The 18,015-nt window shown below is 61.4% G+C and carries 18 protein-coding genes and 1 riboswitch; of the genes, 9 read left to right on the top strand and 9 right to left on the bottom strand.

All coding sequences use genetic code 11. The features are described 5' to 3' along the window. Positions 1-10: 10 nt before the first annotated feature. On the bottom strand, positions 11-415 hold the full coding sequence (locus tag AC1Q6I_RS00525; protein WP_041161043.1) for an acyl-CoA thioesterase: 405 nt from the start codon (positions 413-415) through the stop codon (positions 11-13). 198 nt (positions 416-613) lie between these two features. Next, positions 614-720: riboswitch (S-adenosyl-L-homocysteine riboswitch) on the top strand. A 21-nt stretch (positions 721-741) separates the two neighbouring features. Here AC1Q6I_RS00525 and ahcY point away from each other — a divergent pair. The 5 genes from ahcY to rhlE2 all read left to right on the top strand — a co-directional run bounded on the left by ahcY (position 742) and on the right by rhlE2 (position 7,301). Then, the gene (gene ahcY, locus AC1Q6I_RS00520) at positions 742-2,151 is read left to right on the top strand and encodes an adenosylhomocysteinase (RefSeq protein ID WP_069077187.1); all 1,410 of its coding nucleotides are present in this window, start codon (positions 742-744) and stop codon (positions 2,149-2,151) included. A 167-nt stretch (positions 2,152-2,318) separates the two neighbouring features. Further along, the gene (gene metF, locus AC1Q6I_RS00515) at positions 2,319-3,164 is read left to right on the top strand and encodes a methylenetetrahydrofolate reductase [NAD(P)H] (RefSeq protein WP_069077461.1); all 846 of its coding nucleotides are present in this window, start codon (positions 2,319-2,321) and stop codon (positions 3,162-3,164) included. Positions 3,165-3,242: 78 nt separating this feature from the next. Continuing rightward, the gene (locus AC1Q6I_RS00510; RefSeq protein WP_024077863.1) at positions 3,243-4,325 is read left to right on the top strand and encodes a hypothetical protein; all 1,083 of its coding nucleotides are present in this window, start codon (positions 3,243-3,245) and stop codon (positions 4,323-4,325) included. Positions 4,326-4,388: 63 nt separating this feature from the next. Continuing rightward, positions 4,389-5,192, top strand: coding sequence for a substrate-binding periplasmic protein (locus AC1Q6I_RS00505; RefSeq protein WP_102623703.1), 804 nt, complete (start codon positions 4,389-4,391; stop codon positions 5,190-5,192). Positions 5,193-5,414: 222 nt separating this feature from the next. Continuing rightward, a complete protein-coding gene (rhlE2, locus tag AC1Q6I_RS00500) occupies positions 5,415-7,301 on the top strand; it encodes an RNA helicase RhlE2 (protein WP_069077190.1) in 1,887 nt (628 codons plus the stop codon). Positions 7,302-7,369: 68 nt separating this feature from the next. Here the strand turns inward: rhlE2 and AC1Q6I_RS00495 are convergent, their stop codons facing one another. Both AC1Q6I_RS00495 and AC1Q6I_RS00490 read right to left on the bottom strand, forming a co-directional pair. Next, positions 7,370-7,966 (bottom strand): YceI family protein, encoded by a 597-nt coding sequence (locus AC1Q6I_RS00495; RefSeq protein WP_041161044.1) that lies wholly within the window; start codon positions 7,964-7,966, stop codon positions 7,370-7,372. A 32-nt stretch (positions 7,967-7,998) separates the two neighbouring features. Continuing rightward, complete coding sequence (locus tag AC1Q6I_RS00490; RefSeq protein ID WP_024077867.1) at positions 7,999-8,550, bottom strand: cytochrome b; 552 nt, start codon at positions 8,548-8,550, stop codon at positions 7,999-8,001. 274 nt (positions 8,551-8,824) lie between these two features. Here AC1Q6I_RS00490 and AC1Q6I_RS00485 point away from each other — a divergent pair, with 274 nt between their 5' ends. Together AC1Q6I_RS00485 and AC1Q6I_RS00480 are read left to right on the top strand one after the other, a co-directional pair. After that, entirely contained in the window at positions 8,825-10,231 is a 1,407-nt protein-coding gene (locus AC1Q6I_RS00485) for an adenosylmethionine--8-amino-7-oxononanoate transaminase (protein WP_024077868.1), read from the top strand. A gap of 150 nt (positions 10,232-10,381) precedes the next feature. Further along, positions 10,382-11,101: a 16S rRNA (uracil(1498)-N(3))-methyltransferase gene (locus AC1Q6I_RS00480; protein WP_024077869.1), complete on the top strand. Its 720-nt coding sequence runs from the start codon at positions 10,382-10,384 to the stop codon at positions 11,099-11,101. Positions 11,102-11,170: 69 nt separating this feature from the next. Here the strand turns inward: AC1Q6I_RS00480 and AC1Q6I_RS00475 are convergent, their stop codons facing one another. Genes AC1Q6I_RS00475 through AC1Q6I_RS00465 form a run of 3 tightly spaced genes read right to left on the bottom strand, consistent with a single transcriptional unit; the run spans position 11,171 to position 13,700 of the window. Then, complete coding sequence (locus AC1Q6I_RS00475) at positions 11,171-12,073, bottom strand: transporter substrate-binding domain-containing protein (RefSeq protein ID WP_024077870.1); 903 nt, start codon at positions 12,071-12,073, stop codon at positions 11,171-11,173. 24 nt (positions 12,074-12,097) lie between these two features. Continuing rightward, positions 12,098-12,448 (bottom strand): RidA family protein, encoded by a 351-nt coding sequence (locus tag AC1Q6I_RS00470; protein ID WP_024077871.1) that lies wholly within the window; start codon positions 12,446-12,448, stop codon positions 12,098-12,100. Between the two features lie 10 nt (positions 12,449-12,458). After that, positions 12,459-13,700: a D-amino acid dehydrogenase gene (locus AC1Q6I_RS00465; RefSeq protein WP_102623704.1), complete on the bottom strand. Its 1,242-nt coding sequence runs from the start codon at positions 13,698-13,700 to the stop codon at positions 12,459-12,461. Between the two features lie 107 nt (positions 13,701-13,807). On the opposite strand from AC1Q6I_RS00465, the gene AC1Q6I_RS00460 reads away from it, so the two are divergent. Continuing rightward, on the top strand, positions 13,808-14,710 hold the full coding sequence (locus AC1Q6I_RS00460; RefSeq protein ID WP_102623705.1) for a LysR family transcriptional regulator: 903 nt from the start codon (positions 13,808-13,810) through the stop codon (positions 14,708-14,710). 42 nt (positions 14,711-14,752) lie between these two features. Here AC1Q6I_RS00460 and trhA read toward each other — a convergent pair whose 3' ends face one another. Further along, positions 14,753-15,370: a PAQR family membrane homeostasis protein TrhA gene (gene trhA, locus AC1Q6I_RS00455; protein WP_024077878.1), complete on the bottom strand. Its 618-nt coding sequence runs from the start codon at positions 15,368-15,370 to the stop codon at positions 14,753-14,755. A 144-nt stretch (positions 15,371-15,514) separates the two neighbouring features. Between trhA and AC1Q6I_RS00450 the strand changes: the two genes are divergently transcribed. Then, positions 15,515-16,429, top strand: a complete 915-nt coding sequence (locus tag AC1Q6I_RS00450) for a LysR family transcriptional regulator (RefSeq protein ID WP_069077210.1) — start codon at positions 15,515-15,517, stop codon at positions 16,427-16,429. A gap of 352 nt (positions 16,430-16,781) precedes the next feature. On the opposite strand, the gene madM is transcribed toward AC1Q6I_RS00450, so the two are convergent. Both madM and madL read right to left on the bottom strand, forming a co-directional pair. Then, positions 16,782-17,546 (bottom strand): malonate transporter subunit MadM, encoded by a 765-nt coding sequence (gene madM / locus AC1Q6I_RS00445; RefSeq protein ID WP_024077880.1) that lies wholly within the window; start codon positions 17,544-17,546, stop codon positions 16,782-16,784. Between the two features lies 1 nt (position 17,547). Further along, positions 17,548-17,952, bottom strand: coding sequence for a malonate transporter subunit MadL (gene madL, locus AC1Q6I_RS00440; RefSeq protein ID WP_024077881.1), 405 nt, complete (start codon positions 17,950-17,952; stop codon positions 17,548-17,550). Positions 17,953-18,015 lie beyond the last annotated feature (63 nt).

The raw sequence follows: 18,015 nt of genomic DNA, 5'->3' as shown, positions 1-18,015 counted from the left end.
ACCCGCAGGATTAATTCTTGATGCCGTCTTCCTGGAATTGGTCCTTGACGTACTTGATCTCGGTACGGCCATGGGGCGCGGGTAAACCGTCCTCGCCGAGGTTGACGAAGACCATTTTTTCCACGGTCAGGATGCTTTTGCGGGTGATCTTGTTACGCACTTCGCAGGTCAGGGTAATGGAGGTGCGGCCGAACTCGGTGGCGGTGATGCCCAATTCGATGATGTCGCCCTGGCGCGAGGCGCTGACAAAGTTGATTTCGGAGATGTACTTGGTCACCACACGCTGGTTGCCCAGCTGGACAATCGCGTAGATGGCTGCTTCTTCGTCGATCCAGCGCAGCAGGCTACCGCCGAACAGGGTGCCGTTGGGGTTGAGGTCTTCAGGTTTTACCCATTTGCGGGTGTGAAAGTTCATGGTCACTCCAAAGCGCGTGGCGAAATGATGGGCAACATCATGGCAGAGCCTGCCCCCAAGCTCTATGCGCCATTGCCTATCAAGCCGATGAGCGATCTTCATGTCGTCGACAGAAAGGCTTGGGAAGTGCCGCGTACACGGCTATAATCGCCCCCGCTTCAAAACGGTCATCTTCAGTTGATACCGTTCTCCCGCCACCTGTCCGAGGGGCGCTGCAGCAGGCTAGGCCTGTCAGGCTCGGATGGGGCGTTGTCCGGCCTGGTTGTCCTGGCCTGATACTAAACGCACAACGGCGCCCATTCGCACACTACGAATGGAGGCTCTTCATGAGCGCTGTAATTACGCCTGCAGATTTCACCGACTACAAAGTCGCCGACATGTCCCTCGCCGCCTGGGGTCGTCGCGAAACCTTTATCGCCGAATCCGAAATGCCAGCCCTGATGGGCCTGCGTCGCAAGTACGCCGCTGAGCAGCCGCTCAAGGGCGCGAAGATTCTCGGCTGCATCCACATGACCATCCAGACCGCCGTGCTGATCGAAACCCTGGTTGCCCTGGGTGCCGAAGTGCGTTGGTCGTCCTGCAACATCTTCTCGACCCAGGACCAGGCCGCTGCCGCCATCGCCGCCGCCGGTATCCCGGTATTCGCCTGGAAAGGCGAGACCGAAGAAGAGTACGAGTGGTGCCTGGAGCAAACCATCCTGAAAGATGGCGCGCCATGGGATGCCAACATGATCCTCGACGACGGCGGCGACCTGACCGCGCTGCTGCACACGAAGTACCCGCAGATCCTCGACCGCGTCCACGGCGTGACCGAAGAAACCACCACTGGCGTGCACCGCCTGCTGGACATGCTGGCCAAGGGCGAGCTGAAAATCCCGGCCATCAACGTCAACGACTCGGTGACCAAGAGCAAGAACGACAACAAGTACGGCTGCCGTCACAGCCTGAACGATGCCATCAAGCGCGGCACCGACCACCTGCTGTCGGGCAAGCAAGCCCTGGTGATCGGCTACGGTGACGTGGGCAAGGGTTCGTCCCAGTCCCTGCGTCAGGAAGGCATGATCGTCAAGGTTTCCGAAGTCGACCCGATCTGCGCCATGCAAGCCTGCATGGACGGTTTCGAAGTGGTTTCGCCGTTCATCGATGGCGTCAATGACGGCACCGAAGCGAGCATCGACAAGGCCCTGCTGGGCAAGATCGACCTGATCGTGACCACCACCGGCAACGTGAATGTTTGTGATTCGAACATGCTCAAGGCCCTGAAAAAGCGCGCCGTGGTGTGCAACATCGGTCACTTCGACAACGAGATCGACACCGCTTTCATGCGCAAGAACTGGGCATGGGAAGAAGTGAAGCCACAGGTACACAAGGTTCACCGTACCGGCGCTGGCGCTTTCGACCCACAGAACGACGACTACCTGATCCTGCTGGCTGAAGGCCGCCTGGTTAACCTGGGCAACGCCACCGGCCACCCAAGCCGCATCATGGACGGCTCGTTCGCCAACCAGGTACTGGCGCAGATCTTCCTGTTCGGCCAGAAGTACGCCGACCTGTCGCCAGCCCAGAAAGCCGAGCGCCTGACCGTGGAAGTACTGCCGAAGAAACTCGACGAAGAAGTGGCCCTGGAAATGGTCCGCGGCTTCGGCGGCGTGGTGACTCAACTGACCAAGACCCAGGCCGACTACATCGGCGTGACCGTCGAAGGTCCGTTCAAGCCGCACGCTTACCGCTACTAAGTAACCAGCCCGACCTGCTGTACCTGTAGGAGCGAGCTTGCTCGCGAAAAACTCAAAGGCACCGCGTTCATCCTGAATGCACGCGTTATCGTTGACGTTCTTCGCGAGCAAGCTCGCTCCTACAGTGCAGGTGGGTTGCACGCTTCTGAGTTTCAAAGGGTATGACCATGTCCCAAGACCGTCGCTACAGCTTCGAGTTCTTCCCCACCAAGACCGATGCTGGGCATGAAAAACTGATGGCGACTGCCAAGCAGTTGGCCAGCTACAACCCCGACTTCTTTTCCTGCACCTACGGCGCCGGCGGCTCGACCCGTGATCGTACGATCAACACCGTGTTGCAGCTGGAAAGCGAAGTCAAAGTTCCCGCCGCCCCGCACTTGTCGTGCGTGGGCGACAGCAAGGCCGACCTGCGCAGCCTGCTGACCCAATACCAGCAAGCCGGCATCAAGCGTATCGTCGCCCTGCGTGGCGACCTGCCCTCCGGCATGGGCATGGCCAGCGGTGAGCTGCGCCACGCCAATGACCTGGTGAGCTTCATCCGCGAGGAAAGCGGCGATCACTTCCATATCGAAGTGGCGGCTTACCCGGAGATGCACCCTCAGGCGCGCAATTTCGAAGATGATCTGCAGAATTTCGTGCGCAAGGCCAACGCTGGCGCCGACAGTGCGATCACCCAGTACTTCTTCAACGCCGACAGCTACTTCTACTTCGTCGAGCGTGTACGGGCCATGGGTGTGAACATCCCGATCGTGCCCGGCATCATGCCGATCACCAACTACAGCAAGCTCGCGCGTTTTTCCGACGCCTGCGGTGCCGAGATTCCACGCTGGGTACGCAAGCAACTGGAAGCCTATGGCGACGACGTCAAGAGCATCCAGGCGTTCGGCGAACAGGTTATCAGCGAGATGTGTGAACAATTGTTGCAAGGTGGCGCGCCAGGGTTGCACTTCTATACCCTGAACCAGGCTGAACCCAGCCTTGCCATCTGGAACAACCTCAAGCTGCCACGCTAAAGCTTGTCCGGCTGTGCCAAGGCCCTCGTTTCTACGAGGGCCTTTGTCGTTTTACATGCCTACGGAACCCAGCAGTTCATGAATACAGCGCCCACGACTTCCCGCCCGCAACTGGTCTACCTGGTCTTTGGCTCCGAGACCTACCACCAGGAGGCGGTATTCAGTATCGCCAGCGCACTGGCGTTTCTGCAGGAAACCCCGGACGCCGCCGTGGACATCCAGGTATTCAGCGACAACCCACAGCCCTATCGCCTGCTGCCGGTGCGGGTGCGCCCGCTGGACGAGGCCACGCGCAAACGCTGGAGCGAGCCCCACGGCTATCATTTCCGCACCAAGCACGTGGCGCTGCGCCAAGTGCTGGAAGAGTCGCCGCTGGCGATCCTGATCGACACCGACACCTTCTTCCACCATTCGCCCATGGACCTGTTCGAGCGCGTGCAACCCGGCACGCTGTTGTGCAACGCGTTCTACACCCGGTATGGCGATAACCACGAAAGCGTCCTCTACACCGCGCTGCACCAGCGCCTGCTGGACATGGGCGTGGCCGACGATGACATGATGACCCTCAACTCCGGGGTCATGGGCCTGACGCAACAGGACGCGCATATCCTCGATCGCTCCATTGCGTTGATGGACGAACTGTTCCCCCACGCCCAGGGCGCCTACACCCTGGAAGAGTTCTGCCTGTCGATCGCCGCCTACCGCACCGTCAACGTGCGCGAGTGCCCGGACCTGATCCACCATTACTGGAGCCGCAAGCAACTGTTTCGCGCCAAGGTCAAGGCGTGGATCGCCAAGCACGCAGCCGCCCCCACCAGCGCGCTGGCCCTGGCCGATACTCGCCAGGTCTCGGCGCACCTGCCGCGCCCGCCTCGCGTGCAGCGCCTGATGTACAAGCTGATCACCCTGCTTTTGCCCAAGCACCAGCAGCAGTTCATCCGCGAAATCCTCTATGGCTGCTACGAGCATGAGAACGAATTCGACCAGGCTTGCGGCCCGGTTTGGTGGGACAAGGCCCGGCAGAACCAGGAAGAGCGGCAGAAACGCCCGATCGATGCCCACCAGCTGGAGCATTGGTTCGCCAACCCGGTGGTACGCCTGATTCTCGGCGCTCGACGCGCCGCGATCTACGAACACTTGATGACCTCGCCGGCCAAGTAGCAGCGCCCGCAGAAGCTTGCGCCAGAGCTTCTCTTTAGCGCAGGAGCGTCGTAACCTCCGGGTATGTCCGTCATCCCCAAGCTGTTGACCGTTGCCCTCTTGACTTGCCTGAGCCTGGCCGCTTATGGCGAGAAACTGCGCATTGTCACCGAGCCATGGGCGCCCTATGTGTACGACGATAACGGGGCCATGCGCGGACTGGACTACGAAACCACGGTGATCGTGTTCCAGCGCCTGGGCGTCGATGTTGAATGGCAATTCCTGCCCTGGAAGCGCTGCCTGGCCATGCTCGAACAGGGCCATGCCGACGGCGCGCTGGATATTTTCCACAGCCACGACCGCGACGCACTGCTGCTGTATCCCAGCGAGCCCCTGTCGGAAGTGGAATTCGTATTGTTCTACGCCAACGAACGCCCTTACCCGGCCCAGACCCTCGATGACCTGCGCGGCCGGACGGTCGGCACCTCGCCGGGCTATCTGTATGGCACCGAATTCACCGACTCCAGCCTGTTCACCCGCGAACCGGCTCCCAGCCATGAAGCCAACTTCGGCAAATTGTTGCTGGGGCGCATCGATCTGCTGATCACCGACAGCCGAGTGGGTCAGCATGTGATCAAGCAACTGGGCCTGGAGGGCAAGGTCAGCCAGGCCCCCCTGGTGGTCAGCCGCCAACAGCAATTCCTCGCCGTGCGCCGTGGCGCGGGCATGGACCTGCTGGTGCAACGCTTTGCCGCCGAGCTCAAACGCTTCAAACAAGAGCCGGCCTACACTGCCTTGAGCGCCAAATACGGCGGCCTCCATGCCAAAAACGCTGCCATTACGGCACCTGAACGCACCGTTGAGCAGCAGGAAAGCAGCGCGCGGTGATTGCTCTGTTATACTCCGGCCTTCCCGCCAGGCTTACGCCCGGCCGCTGAGGTCTTGAAAAAGGCACCCAACCCCGCTACTGCGCAGCTTTCAAGCCCGCGCGAGCCGGTGGAGTGCCCGCCAGACGCAGCAGGACCGGACGGGATTGCGCTCCCCTAAGCGCCATTCACGCCCGGCAAGATTATCCCTTTGGGCCAAGCCCTAACTAAAACAGGATTACTCATGTCCTTTGCTTCCCTCGGTCTCTCCGAGGCTTTAGTCCGCGCCATCGAGGCAGCGGGCTATACCGAGCCTACTCCGGTGCAACAGCGGGCCATTCCCGCCGTGTTGCAAGGTCGCGACCTGATGGTTGCGGCTCAGACAGGTACTGGTAAAACCGGCGGCTTCGCCCTCCCGATTCTGGAGCGGTTGTTCCCCAACGGTCATCCGGACAAATCCCAGCGTCACGGCCCGCGCCAACCGCGCGTCCTGGTCCTGACCCCTACCCGCGAACTCGCCGCCCAGGTGCATGACAGCTTCAAGCTGTATGCCCGCGACCTGAAGTTCGTCAGCGCCTGCATCTTCGGCGGCGTCGGCATGAACCCACAGGTTCAGGCCATGTCCCGCGGTGTCGACGTGCTGGTCGCCTGCCCAGGTCGCTTGCTTGACCTGTGCGGCCAAGGCAGCGTCGATTTGTCCCACGTGGAAATCCTCGTGCTGGACGAAGCCGACCGCATGCTCGACATGGGCTTTGTCCATGACGTGAAGAAGGTCCTCGCCCGCCTGCCGGCCAAACGTCAGAACCTGCTGTTCTCGGCAACGTTCTCCAACGACATCACCGCCCTGGCCGGTAAGCTGCTGCACAACCCGGAACGCATCGAAGTCACGCCGCCGAACACCACGGTCGAGCGTATCGAGCAGCGCGTGTTCCGCCTGGCCGCCAGCCACAAGCGTTCGTTGCTGGCGCACCTGATCACCCACGGCGCGTGGGAACAGGTCCTGGTGTTCACCCGCACCAAGCACGGCGCCAACCGCCTGGCCGAGTACCTGGACAAGCACGGCCTGACCGCCGTCGCCATCCACGGCAACAAGAGCCAGAACGCGCGTACCAAGGCCCTGGCCGACTTCAAGGCCGGTGAAGTACGCATCCTGGTAGCCACCGATATCGCCGCGCGCGGCCTGGATATCGACCAGTTGCCCCACGTGGTCAACTTCGAACTGCCAAACGTCGACGAAGACTATGTGCACCGTATCGGCCGTACCGGCCGCGCCGGTCGTTCGGGCGAGGCCATTTCCCTGGTCGCACCGGACGAAGAAAAACTGCTGAAAAGCATCGAGCGCATGACCAAGCAGAAAATCGCCGATGGCGACCTGATGGGCTTCGATGCCAGCGCCGTCGAGGCTGAAAAGCCTGAAGTACGCGAGCGTCCGGACGTGCGTAACCCACGCAACCCACGCGGTCCGAAGGGCGATGGCCCGAACGGCGGCGGTGGTGGCGGTGGCCGTCGTGACAAGGGCAAGGACAAGGGCGGCAAGGAAAAAGCGCCAACCAACGGCCGTGGCGAACGCCCGGCCCGCGAGCAGAAACCCCGTGAAGGCACCCCGGCCCGCGAACAGCGCCAGCCGAGCCAGCCACCACGCGCCGCATCCGATCGTGCCCCGGACGAGTTCCTCGATGACGACGTGGATAACTTCGGTAACCGCGTCGACTACGTGCCCCAGGCCAAACCGGCCCAGGGCCGTGGCCGTCGTCCAGGCGCACCGGCACAAGGTGCTGGCGCTGGTGCTCCACGTGGCGGCCAGCCGCAGGGCGGTCGTCAGAACGGCCCTCGCAACAGCAGCGGCGGCACCACCGGCACACCACCGGCCAAGCGCAGCGGCCCGCGTAATGGCGCACCCCGTGATGGCCAGGCGCGTCGCGAAGATTCGCGCAGCAACAATCGCCGCCCGGCCCGTGACGACCAGCCACGCTTGTCCGAACCCGCCGTGCAGAACCCACGCGGTGGCCCGGCGCCAAAGATCATCCACAAGGAGTCGAAAGCCGACCGCTTCCCGACACCGGAGCAGTTGGATCAACTGCCAGGCCGTCCTCGTGGTGAAAAACCAGCGCTGCTGACCCGCAACCGCTGAGTTTCAAAGCACCATAAAAAATGCCCCGCATCCAAAGATGCGGGGCATTTTTGTATGCGAGGCGAAAATTACTTCGCTTTCACACCTTCAAACGTGACGTACAGTTCAACCGTGTTGGACGCTGGGCCCAGGTCCATCTGCTTGCCGAAGTCCTGGCGATTGAAGCTGGTGGTGCCTTCAAAGCCAGCACGGTAGCCGCCCCATGGGTCCTTGCCTTCACCCAGGAAAGTCGCCTTGACGACGATCGGCTTGGTCACACCGTGAAACGTCAGGTCGCCGGTCACGTCAGCAGTGACTTGGCCTGCAGCATTTTTACCGGTGGTTTTAACACTGGTGGAGACGAACTTGGCATCGGCAAACTTGCCCACGTCCAGGAAGTCTTTGCTGGAGATGTGCTTGTCACGTTCGGCGTGGTTGGTGAACACGCTGGCGGTACGGACATTGAACTCAATCTTGCTGTCTTCAGGCTTGGCGGCATCGAAGCTGAACTTGCCGTCCAGATCCTTGAAGGTACCGGTGATGTAGCTGTAGCCCAAGTGGCTGATCTTGAAATCAACGAAGGCGTGCTGGCCTTCTTTGTCGACAACATAATCAGCGGCCATCACCTGGCCTGCCGACAGCAGAGCAGAACCGATTGCCAGCGCGGCGAGTGTCTTTTTCAACATGCTTTCTATTCCTTGTGAGTCGAGGTTGAACATCAGGCTTTGCGCCCCAGCATTCGCTTAAGGGTCGCATCACGATCGATAAAGTGGTGTTTCAAAGCAGCCACGCCGTGCAAGCCGGCAAAGACCACCAACACCCAGGCGAGGTACAGGTGCACCACGCCAGCGGTGTCCGCCTGGTCCGGTAGACCGGAAACCACGGCAGGAATGTCGAACAGGCCAAACACCGGGATACCGACACCGTCTGCGGTGGAAATCAGGTAACCGGCAATCATCACGGCAAACAGGCCGATATACAGGAACGCGTGGCCAAACGCGGCGCCGATACGAGTCAAGCGGCTGTAGCTGGCCAACGGTGGCGGCGGCGGGCTGATCAAACGCCAGACGATACGTACCAGCATGATGGCGAACAGTGTGATGCCAATACTCTTGTGCAGGTCCGGCGCGTCTTTGCGCCAGGCGCTGTAGTAGTCGAGCCCGACCATCCACAAGCCCAGGGCGAACAGGCCAAACACCACCAGGGCCACGCCCCAGTGCAAAATCATACTGACCCAGCCGTATCGGGCCGGAGAGTTACGTAGCTGCATGTACTTAATCCCGTAAGAACTGTGCCCAAGACTAGCGATTTACCTATCGAATTAAAGCGGAAAATTTTGCTTTGAAATATCGAGAAATACGATCTTGAGGGTATGAAGAGTAAATTAACCAAGGATTAAGGACTATCCAGAAGAAACGTGACAGACCGTCCTGCGTTTACTGCCAATTCATACATAACAGGTTGTGACAAACCCGCCCATTGCATAGGCTTGCGCGATTGTTTCACCTGCGCCAGTTGCAGGACCGCTTCGAGGAGATAACCCGATGGGCTTGAACAACCAGTGGATGCAACGCGACCTCGCGGTGCTGTGGCATCCCTGCACCCAGATGAAAGACCACCAGCAACTGCCGCTGATCCCGATCAAGCGCGGTGAAGGCGTGTGGCTGGAAGACTTCGAAGGCAAGCGCTATCTCGACGCCGTCAGCTCCTGGTGGGTCAACGTCTTCGGTCACGCCAACCCGCGCATCAACCAGCGCATCAAGGACCAGGTCGACCAGTTGGAACACGTGATCCTCGCCGGCTTCAGCCACCAGCCGGTGATCGAACTGTCCGAACGCCTGGTCGCGATGACGCCCGAAGGCCTGACCCGCTGCTTCTATGCCGACAACGGTTCGTCGTGTATCGAAGTCGCCCTGAAGATGAGCTTTCACTATTGGCTCAATCGCGGCCTGCCGAATAAAAAGCGCTTCGTGACCCTGACCAACAGCTATCACGGCGAAACCATCGCCGCGATGTCGGTGGGCGACGTGCCGCTGTTTACCGAGACCTACAAGGCGCTGCTGCTGGACACGATCAAGGTGCCCAGCCCGGATTGCTACCTGCGCCCCGCCGGCATGAGCTGGGAAGAGCACTCGCGCACCATGTTCCTGGCCATGGAGCAGACCCTGGCGGACAACCATGACACCGTCGCCGCCGTGATCGTCGAGCCGCTGATCCAGGGCGCGGGTGGCATGCGCATGTACCACCCGGTGTACCTCAAGCTGCTGCGCGAAGCCTGCGACCGCTATGGCGTGCACCTGATCCACGACGAAATCGCCGTGGGCTTCGGTCGCACCGGCAGCATGTTTGCCTGTGAGCAGGCCGGCATCCGCCCGGACTTCCTGTGCCTGTCCAAGGCCCTCACGGGTGGCTACCTGCCGCTGGCGGCGGTGGTGACCACCGAAGACGTCTACGCGGCCTTCTACGACGACTACCCGACCCTGCGCGCCTTCCTGCATTCCCACAGCTACACCGGCAACCCGCTGGCGTGCGCGGCAGCATTGGCGACGTTGGATATTTTCGAAGAAGACAACGTCATCGAGAACAACAAGGCATTGGCCCAGCGCATGGCCACCGCCACCGCGCACCTGGTCGACCACCCGCACGTATCCGAAGTGCGCCAGACCGGTATGGTACTGGCCATCGAGATGGTCCAGGACAAAGCCACCAAGACCGCCTACCCGTGGCAGGAACGCCGTGGCCTCAAGGTGTTCGAACATGCTCTGGAACGTGGCGCGCTGTTACGGCCGCTGGGCAGCGTGGTGTATTTCCTGCCGCCCTATGTGATCACGCCGGAGCAGATCGACTTTCTGGCAGAAGTCGCCAGCGAGGGCATCGATATCGCGACCAACAGCCAGGTCAGTGTGGCGGTGCCGAAGGACTTCCACCCAGGTTTTCGTGATCCGGGCTGATCATCCCGCGCCCCTGCAGGAGCCGGCTTCCTGTGGCGAGGGCGCTTGCTCCCCCTGGGGTGCGAAGCGCCCCAACAGCCGGCGACTGCTGTGCAGTCGAACGGGAGCAAGCCAGCTCGCGCCTACAGAACACTTTTCCAGAGAACAGAAATGAGACTGTCCCGTTTTTTCACCGACACCCCGCTGAGCCTCGGCGACCATGAACTGCCGGAAGCCCAGGCGCACTACATCAGCCGCGTGCTGCGCATGGGCGAAGGTGACGCCGTGCAATTGTTCGACGGCTCCGGCCAGGAGTTTCGTGGCACGCTGCTGGAGGTCGGAAAAAAACGCGTCACCGTGCAACTGACCGAAAGCTTTGCCGGGCAGAGCGAATCGACGCTGCATATCCACCTCGGTCAGGGTTTATCCCGAGGCGAGCGAATGGATTGGGCGATCCAGAAAGCCACCGAACTGGGGGTCAACGCCATCACGCCGATTTTCAGCGAGCGTTGCGAAGTGCGCCTCAAGGACGAACGCGCCGACAAACGCCTGCTGCACTGGCGCCAGGTGGCGATCAGCGCCTGTGAGCAATGCGGGCGTTCGACGGTGCCGGTGATTCATCCACCGTTGTTGCTGGCGGACTGGTTGAAGCAGGTCGAGGCGGACCTGAAGCTGGTGCTGCACCCGGTGGCCGAGCCGATGATCAGCCATGCCAAGCCTGGGAGCCTGGCGTTTTTGATCGGGCCGGAGGGTGGGCTGACCGACAACGAAGTCGACACTGCCCAAGGCGCCGGCTTCCATGCCGCCCGCCTCGGCCCACGCGTGTTGCGCACCGAGACCGCGCCAGTGGTCGCATTGGCGGTCGCCCAGCAGTTGTGGGGCGACTTCTAACCCCCCATTGCGAACCCAATCAAAAATGTGGGAGGGGGGTTTGCCCCCTCCCACATTTGGATGCGGTGATCACTCCACCGGATCGCTGACCGGCTTGGCGATGATCGCCTTCAGCTCACTGGTCATCGGGAATTCCAGGTTCAAGCCCTTGGGCGGAATCGGCTGTTCAAACCAGCGCTGGTAAATCCCATTGATCTCCCCCGAGCGGTACAAGTCCCCCAGCGTTTCGTTGACCACCGCGAGAAACTGCGGATCATCCTTGCGCACCATGCAGCTGTAGATTTCCCGCGATTGCTCTTTGCCTACCACGACCCAGTTGTGCGGGTCCTTGGCCTTGGCCCGCTCGCCATAAAGCAATGCGTCGTCCATATAGAACGCCACTGCGCGGCCGGTCTCGAGCATCTTGAACGCCTCGCCATGGTCCTTGGCGCTGATCACGAACATATTGCTCTTGTGCTCGGCGTTGTAGCTCTTGAGAAAGCGCTCATTGGTGGTGCCGGCGGTGGTGACCACGTTCTTGCCCTTGAGGTCGTCAAAACCGTTGATGCCGCTGTCCTTGGCGGTCAGCAATTGGCCCTTCACGTAGATAAACCCATAGGAAAACGCCACCTGCTTCTGCCGCTCGGCGGTCACCCCGGTGGAGCCGCATTCCAGGTCGACGGTGCCGTTCTGTACCAGCGGGATACGGGTCTGGGAGGTCACCAGGTTGTACTTCACGTTGAGGTCGGCAACCCCGGTTTTCTGCTGCACGCGCTCGACGATCTTGCTCGCCAGGTCCACCGAATAGCCCATGGGTTTGCCGCTGTGGTCACCCACATAGGAAAACGGCACCGAGGCGTCGCGGTACCCCAGGGTGATGGACTTGGCACTGGCGATCTTGCTCAGCGTGCCGCCCAGCGCCGGTTCGTTCGCCTGAACCTGTGCGCCGAACAAAAGCCCCAGGGTGCAACCGGTCAACAGGATTGTTCTCATTGTTATGCTCCGTTGGTCTTTGAGTTACTGACGTACTGCAATCACGCTGATTTCCACCAGCACGTCAGGGCGTGCCAGTTCCGCTTGCAGGGTGGTTCGGGTAGGCGCCATGCCTGGCGAAAGCCACGCGGACCACTCCGTGTTCATCGGCGCAAACCCTTGCGCGATATCCTTCAGGTAGATGGTCGCGTTGAGCAGATGATCCTTGTCGCTGCCTGCTTCAGCCAGCAGCGCATCGATCTTGGCCAGCACCTCGCGAGTCTGGCCCGCCACATCCTGGGCGTCTCCCGGCACCTGGCCGGAGAGGAATACCAGGTCCTTGTAGGTCACGGCACCCGAGAGACGCTCATTGCTGCTGATTCGGTTGATGGTCATCGGTGCATCCTCAAGCGGCGCGGGGCGCCAGGCCCTGCATATCAATGGAAGGAAGGTGTTGGTCGATCAGCTCGGCCAGCAATTGGCCGCTGCCGCATGCCAGGGTAAAGCCGAGGGCGCCGTGGCCCAGGTTCAGCCACAGGTTGCGGTAGGCACTGGCGCCAATCAGCGGCACACCGGTTGGCGTGGCCGGGCGCATGCCGGCCCATTCAATCGCCTGGGCATAGTCGCCGGCCATAGGAAATGTCTCGAGCGCCTGGCGCTTCATCAGCGCCAGGCGCTTGGGCTCAAGGCCGGCGTCGAAGCCGACGATATCCACCATGGCCGCCACCCGCAGTTGCTCGCCAATACGCGCGTAGACCATCTTGCGGTCGTAGTCCGTGATGCTCACCTTTGGCGCCTGGTGCTGCGCGCCAATCGGTACGCTAAGGCTGTAGCCCTTCAGCGGATAAAGGGGCAGCGACAACCCTGGCAAGCCCAGTTCAGCGCTGCGATGCCCGGCCGCCAGCACCAGATGCTCCACCGGCATCACCTCATCGCCCACCTCGATGGCCTGCACCGCGCCGCCGGCATGGCGAATCGCGGTGACCTTGCGGCCCAACAAAAAGCGGCACCGCCCCGACGCATCAAGCCGCGCCGCCAGGCGTTGGCAGAAGGCATGACAATCGGCCACTTCCTCATTCGGTGTGTAGATACCGCCGACAAAATCGCCCTCAGCCAGCGCCGGTTCCACGCGCGCGCAATCCACGGCCGACAGCACCTGCTGTTGCAGGATATCGACGACCTTGCCGCGCGCATGCTCGAAACTGCCGGCATGACGAAACGTCACCAGCTTGCCGTTGCGACGCCAGTTGAAGCCCTCCAGGCGATCATGCTCGCGCCATTGCTGCAAGGTGTCCTGGCTCAGGGAAGCCAGGCGCAGCAGGTGGGCCGCATTGCGCTTGTTCACCGAGCCACGGCAAGCACGCAGGAACGCCGCCATCCAGCGCCATTGCTGGGGGTCCAGGCGCGGGCGCAGCTTCAACGGCGAATCCCCCCGCAGCAGCCAGCCAATCGCTTGCAGCGGCACCCCGGCATCCGCCAGCGGCGCAACATAGCGGTAGGACAATTGCCCGCCATTGGCGAAACTCGTCTCGCGACCCAAGGCGTCGCGTGCGTCGATCACTGTCACCTCATGGCCGGCGCGCACCAGCGCATAGGCGCTCGCCAAGCCGATGACCCCGCCGCCGATGATGCAAACCTGCTTGGCCATGCCAGCCCCCGACCGTTGATTAAGAGAGGCCAAGCCTAGGGGCAGGTGACAGGCCACCGACAATGAATAAAGATGGGTCACCTATAAACAAAGGTTATGGACCTGCCATGCGCTTGCGTCATATCGAAATCTTCCAGGCCATCCGCCAGACCGGCTCCGTCAGCGCTGCTGCGCAGTTGCTGCACGTCTCGCAACCGGCGGTGACCAAAGTATTGCAACACGCCGAATTACAGTTAGGCTTCCCGCTGTTTCTGCGGGTGCGCGGTAAATTGCAGCCAACACCTGAAGCCCTGGCGCTGGAACGCGAAGTCGAGAAAGTCACCGAGAGCCTGCAAGGCGTGCGACGCCTGGCCAAGAGTTTGCGCCGTGCACCTGAGCAAAGCGTGCGGATCGGGGCTATTCCGGCGTTGGCGCTGTCGCTGCTGCCACCGGCGATTCTGGAATGGAAACGCGAATACCCGGACATCGCCTGCGAGCTGTCCAGCGACCATAGTCGCGAGCTGGTGCAGAAACTGTTGATGCGCGAGATCGACCTGGCGCTGACCCTCAATTTCTCCGGGCATCCAGGGTTGACCACACAGGTGCTGGCCAACGGTGTGCTGGTGGCATTGGCCTCAAAGGGCTATTGGCCCGACGCACAAATGCACACCCCCTTACCACTGGCTGACCTGGCGGGGGCACCGCTGATTGGTCTGTCCAGCGCCGACCCGTTGGCGGCCAAACTCGACAGCTACCTGGAAAACGTCGAGCCGCCACCGCGCGTGACCATCTCGGTGCAAACCTATTCCCTGGCCCGCGCCATGGTCGAATCGGGCGCCGGCCTGACCGTGATCGATCCGTTCACGGCGTTGGGCGCCTCAACGGCCACCACCTGCATCCGCACACTCACGCCACCGCTGCCGATCACCCTGTACGCCCTGACCCGTGCCGATGAACCGCCGCCGCATATGTTGGCCAACCTGCTGGATATCTTCGGCAACCGCGCCAGGGAACTACTGGAACGCTTGTAAGCGCACCGCGAACCTCGTGTGGGAGCAAGCCCCCTCCCGCTGTTAGAGCACGTACCGCATGATCGCCACAAAGTGCAGCAGGCTGCCGCCGATCACAAACAGATGCCAGATCCCATGGGAATGCCGCAGGCGTTCCTCCAGGGCAAAAAAGATAATGCCGACGGTGTATAGCACCCCGCCCGACGCCAGCCAGATAAACCCCGCCGTGCCCAGCGCGGCGAGCAGCGGCTTGACCGCCACCAGCACGATCCAGCCCATCACCGCATAGATCACGATCGACAGGATGCGGGCCTCGGAACGTGGCTTGATCTCCTGCAAAATGCCGATCACCGCCAGCCCCCACACGATGCCGAACAGCGTCCAGCCCCACGGCCCTCTTAAGGTCACCAGGCAAAACGGCGTGTAGCTGCCGGCGATCAACAGGTAGATCGAAAAGTGATCGACCTTCTGCATGATCGCTTTTCGCCGCCCCTGCACGCTGTGGTACACGGTGGATGCGCTGTACAGCACCATCAGCGTAAAGCCATAGATCGCGACGCTGACAATCTTCCAGGGGCTGCCGTCCAGGCTCGCCACCACCAACATCCACACAGCGCCAATACACGCCGCGACGGCACCGAGCAAATGGCTCCAGGCGTTGAATCGTTCCCCGTGGTACATCTGACACTGACCTCCTGTAACCGTTAACCGCAGGCTGGCAAGCCTCCCGCCTTGCACATAAGAGTGCAAGGGCCTTGTGACGTTCCGGCGACGCCGGGCGGTTTTGCGGGCACAATCGAGCGCATTCGAACAAGAGTCATGGCCATGCTGATCGACGAAGAATTCACCCTCAAGAAGCTGGAAGTCTTCCTGGCGTTCATGCGCACCGGCAACCTGGCCCGCGCCGCCGCCGAACTGCAAACCAGCAACGTCAGCGTGCACCGCGCGATCCACTCTTTGGAAAATGCCCTGCGTTGCCCGCTGTTCAAGCACGAAGGCCGCAACCTCACACCGTTGGAAAGCGCCTACGTGCTGGAAGAACGTGCGCAGAAACTGGTCGCCGATGTGGTCGACAGCGTGCGCCTGACCCGCGAAGCCGCCGGTTTCTCCGCCGAGCGCTTCAAGCTCGGCTCGCTGTATTCGTTGACGGTCAAGACCGTGCCGCAACTGATCATGGGCCTGAAAATCAGGCGCAGCGAACTCAATATCGACTTGATCCTGGGCTCCAACTTCGACCTGCTCTACAAGCTCAAGAACATGGAAGTGGACGCGATCCTCATCTCCCTCGACGAACACGCCAACGACCCCGACTGCGAGCAGATCGCGCTGTTCTCCGACGACATCTTCCTCGCCACCCCGGCTGACTCGCCCTTCGATCGCGACCAGGAAATCGACCTGGCCGACGTGCGCGACGCCACTTTCATCACCCTCACCCAAGGCTTCGCCACCCACCAGGATGGCAACCGTGTGTTCAAGCAGGCGGGGTTCGAGCCCAAGGTGGCGATGCAGGTCAACGACATCTTCACCTTGCTGAGCATGGTCAGTTCAGGGGTGGGCTATGCGTTGCTGCCGGGGCGGATTGCGGCAGTCTACGAGAACCGCGTGAAGCTGATACCGCTGCAGACGCGGTACCGGCTGCAGCAGCATATCGGGGTGGTGTTCTTGAAGGCCAAGGAGCGCGACCCGAACTTGCTGGCGTTGTTGGCGGAGTGTCGGATGTATGCCAATCGGCAGGCTTGAGATAGCCATCGGGGGCAAGCCCCCTCCCACACTTGAATGTGTTCGCAATTCAAAATGTGGGAGGAGGCTTGCCCCCGATGAGCATGGGTATCTACACAACTTTTCAGCCCCTGACAAATCTCCCTGTGGCGAGCGGGCTTGTCCCGCGTTGGGCTGCGTAGCAGCCCCAAAACCAGTCTCTGCAGAGTGTCTGATACACCGCGTTCTTCTTGACTAGGGCTGCTACGCAGCCCAACGCGGGACAAGCCCGCTCGCCACAACAGCCCTATTTTCCGGGCATTCAGCGTTAAGCCAACGTTGTGTAGATACCTATGCCCCGATGAGGCCAAACCAGACAACACAACTTCCAAAGCTAGCCAACCAACCCGCGAACAATGAAGTACAGCAACGAAGGCCCAAGCAAACACCCAAGCCCGGTGTGGAACGTCGCCGTCAGCGCACCATACGGCACCAACCGACGATCCGTCGCCGCCAGCCCCGCCGTCACGCCACTCACGGTCCCGGCCAAGCCACCAAACACCATCGCCGAACGCGGGTTATCCAACCCCATCCAACGCGCCGCTACCGGCGTGCCGACCATCACCAGGATCGCCTTGATCAGGCCGGTGGCGATCGACAGCGCCATCACATCCGAGGTCGCACCAATCGCCGCACCGGTCACCGGGCCAACGATGTAGGTCACGGCGCCCGCGCCGATGGTGGTCATGCTGATCGCATCCCGATAACCAAAGGCCCAGGCCATGCTCGCACCAACAATAAACGGCAGGATCGTGCCGAGCAGCAGCGCAATCACGCCGATCATCCCGGCTTTGCGCGCTTCGGTGGCTTGCACTTCAAACGCCGTGGCGACAATCGCGAAGTCGCGCAGCATCGCCCCGCCCATCAGGCCGATGCCGGAGAACAGCGACAGATCCGCCAGGCCTTTTTGCCCGCCAGTCATGGTGCCGCCGACCCAGGCCAGCACCAGGCCGATCACGATCGCAATCGCCGAGCCATGGATGCGCCCGAACGTCAGGCGCTTGGACAGCACCACGGAAATCCACATGACCACGCCGACGAAGGCAAACGCGGTGATCAGGCCGTTATGTTCCAAACCTTTTTCAATGAGATCCCACATATCAGCGACCTCCCACTGGCGCGATCAGCGGCTCTTCAGCGGGTAACGGTTCACCCTTATGAGTGCGGCTGATCAGGGCGATGGTGCACCCACACACCACCACCGAACCAATGGCCGCAAGCACCGCGACCGGGCCACCGTGCAGGGCGGTGACCACGTTTTGCTGCGCCGCCATCGCAACCACCACGGGGATGTACATCGCGCCCCAGAAGCCGACGCCCATTTCGCAGTCCTTGGTCATGCCGCCACGCTTTTGCATCCACAGGCGTGCGCAGATCAACAGGATCATCGCGATCCCTACCCCGCCCACATTGGATTTCACGCCGAGCAGTACGCCGAGCATGTCGCCCATGATCACGCCCGCCAGCGTGCAGATCGCCAGCAATGCCACACCGTAAATAATCATTGTTGTTGTCCTCAAAGTGCTCGATCGAAATTGTTGTTGTTGTGCTTCGAAAGCCTTGGGTGG

This window comes from Pseudomonas sp. MPR-R2A5 (assembly GCF_058793055.1).
Note: the sequence above shows the minus strand (reverse complement) of the source record. Positions and strands in the feature narration are given on the sequence as shown.

Bases quoted from the DNA above. Each gene is read 5' to 3' on its own strand.
- AC1Q6I_RS00525 (WP_041161043.1), bottom strand. From the start codon at position 415: ATGAACTTTCACACCCGCAAATGGGTAAAACCTGAAGACCTCAACCCC.
- ahcY (WP_069077187.1), top strand. From the start codon at position 742: ATGAGCGCTGTAATTACGCCTGCAGATTTCACCGACTACAAAGTCGCC.
- metF (WP_069077461.1), top strand. From the start codon at position 2,319: ATGTCCCAAGACCGTCGCTACAGCTTCGAGTTCTTCCCCACCAAGACC.
- AC1Q6I_RS00510 (WP_024077863.1), top strand. From the start codon at position 3,243: ATGAATACAGCGCCCACGACTTCCCGCCCGCAACTGGTCTACCTGGTC.
- AC1Q6I_RS00505 (WP_102623703.1), top strand. From the start codon at position 4,389: ATGTCCGTCATCCCCAAGCTGTTGACCGTTGCCCTCTTGACTTGCCTG.
- rhlE2 (WP_069077190.1), top strand. From the start codon at position 5,415: ATGTCCTTTGCTTCCCTCGGTCTCTCCGAGGCTTTAGTCCGCGCCATC.
- AC1Q6I_RS00495 (WP_041161044.1), bottom strand. From the start codon at position 7,966: ATGTTGAAAAAGACACTCGCCGCGCTGGCAATCGGTTCTGCTCTGCTG.
- AC1Q6I_RS00490 (WP_024077867.1), bottom strand. From the start codon at position 8,550: ATGCAGCTACGTAACTCTCCGGCCCGATACGGCTGGGTCAGTATGATT.
- AC1Q6I_RS00485 (WP_024077868.1), top strand. From the start codon at position 8,825: ATGGGCTTGAACAACCAGTGGATGCAACGCGACCTCGCGGTGCTGTGG.
- AC1Q6I_RS00480 (WP_024077869.1), top strand. From the start codon at position 10,382: ATGAGACTGTCCCGTTTTTTCACCGACACCCCGCTGAGCCTCGGCGAC.
- AC1Q6I_RS00475 (WP_024077870.1), bottom strand. From the start codon at position 12,073: ATGAGAACAATCCTGTTGACCGGTTGCACCCTGGGGCTTTTGTTCGGC.
- AC1Q6I_RS00470 (WP_024077871.1), bottom strand. From the start codon at position 12,448: ATGACCATCAACCGAATCAGCAGCAATGAGCGTCTCTCGGGTGCCGTG.
- AC1Q6I_RS00465 (WP_102623704.1), bottom strand. From the start codon at position 13,700: ATGGCCAAGCAGGTTTGCATCATCGGCGGCGGGGTCATCGGCTTGGCG.
- AC1Q6I_RS00460 (WP_102623705.1), top strand. From the start codon at position 13,808: ATGCGCTTGCGTCATATCGAAATCTTCCAGGCCATCCGCCAGACCGGC.
- trhA (WP_024077878.1), bottom strand. From the start codon at position 15,370: ATGTACCACGGGGAACGATTCAACGCCTGGAGCCATTTGCTCGGTGCC.
- AC1Q6I_RS00450 (WP_069077210.1), top strand. From the start codon at position 15,515: ATGCTGATCGACGAAGAATTCACCCTCAAGAAGCTGGAAGTCTTCCTG.
- madM (WP_024077880.1), bottom strand. From the start codon at position 17,546: ATGTGGGATCTCATTGAAAAAGGTTTGGAACATAACGGCCTGATCACC.
- madL (WP_024077881.1), bottom strand. From the start codon at position 17,952: ATGATTATTTACGGTGTGGCATTGCTGGCGATCTGCACGCTGGCGGGC.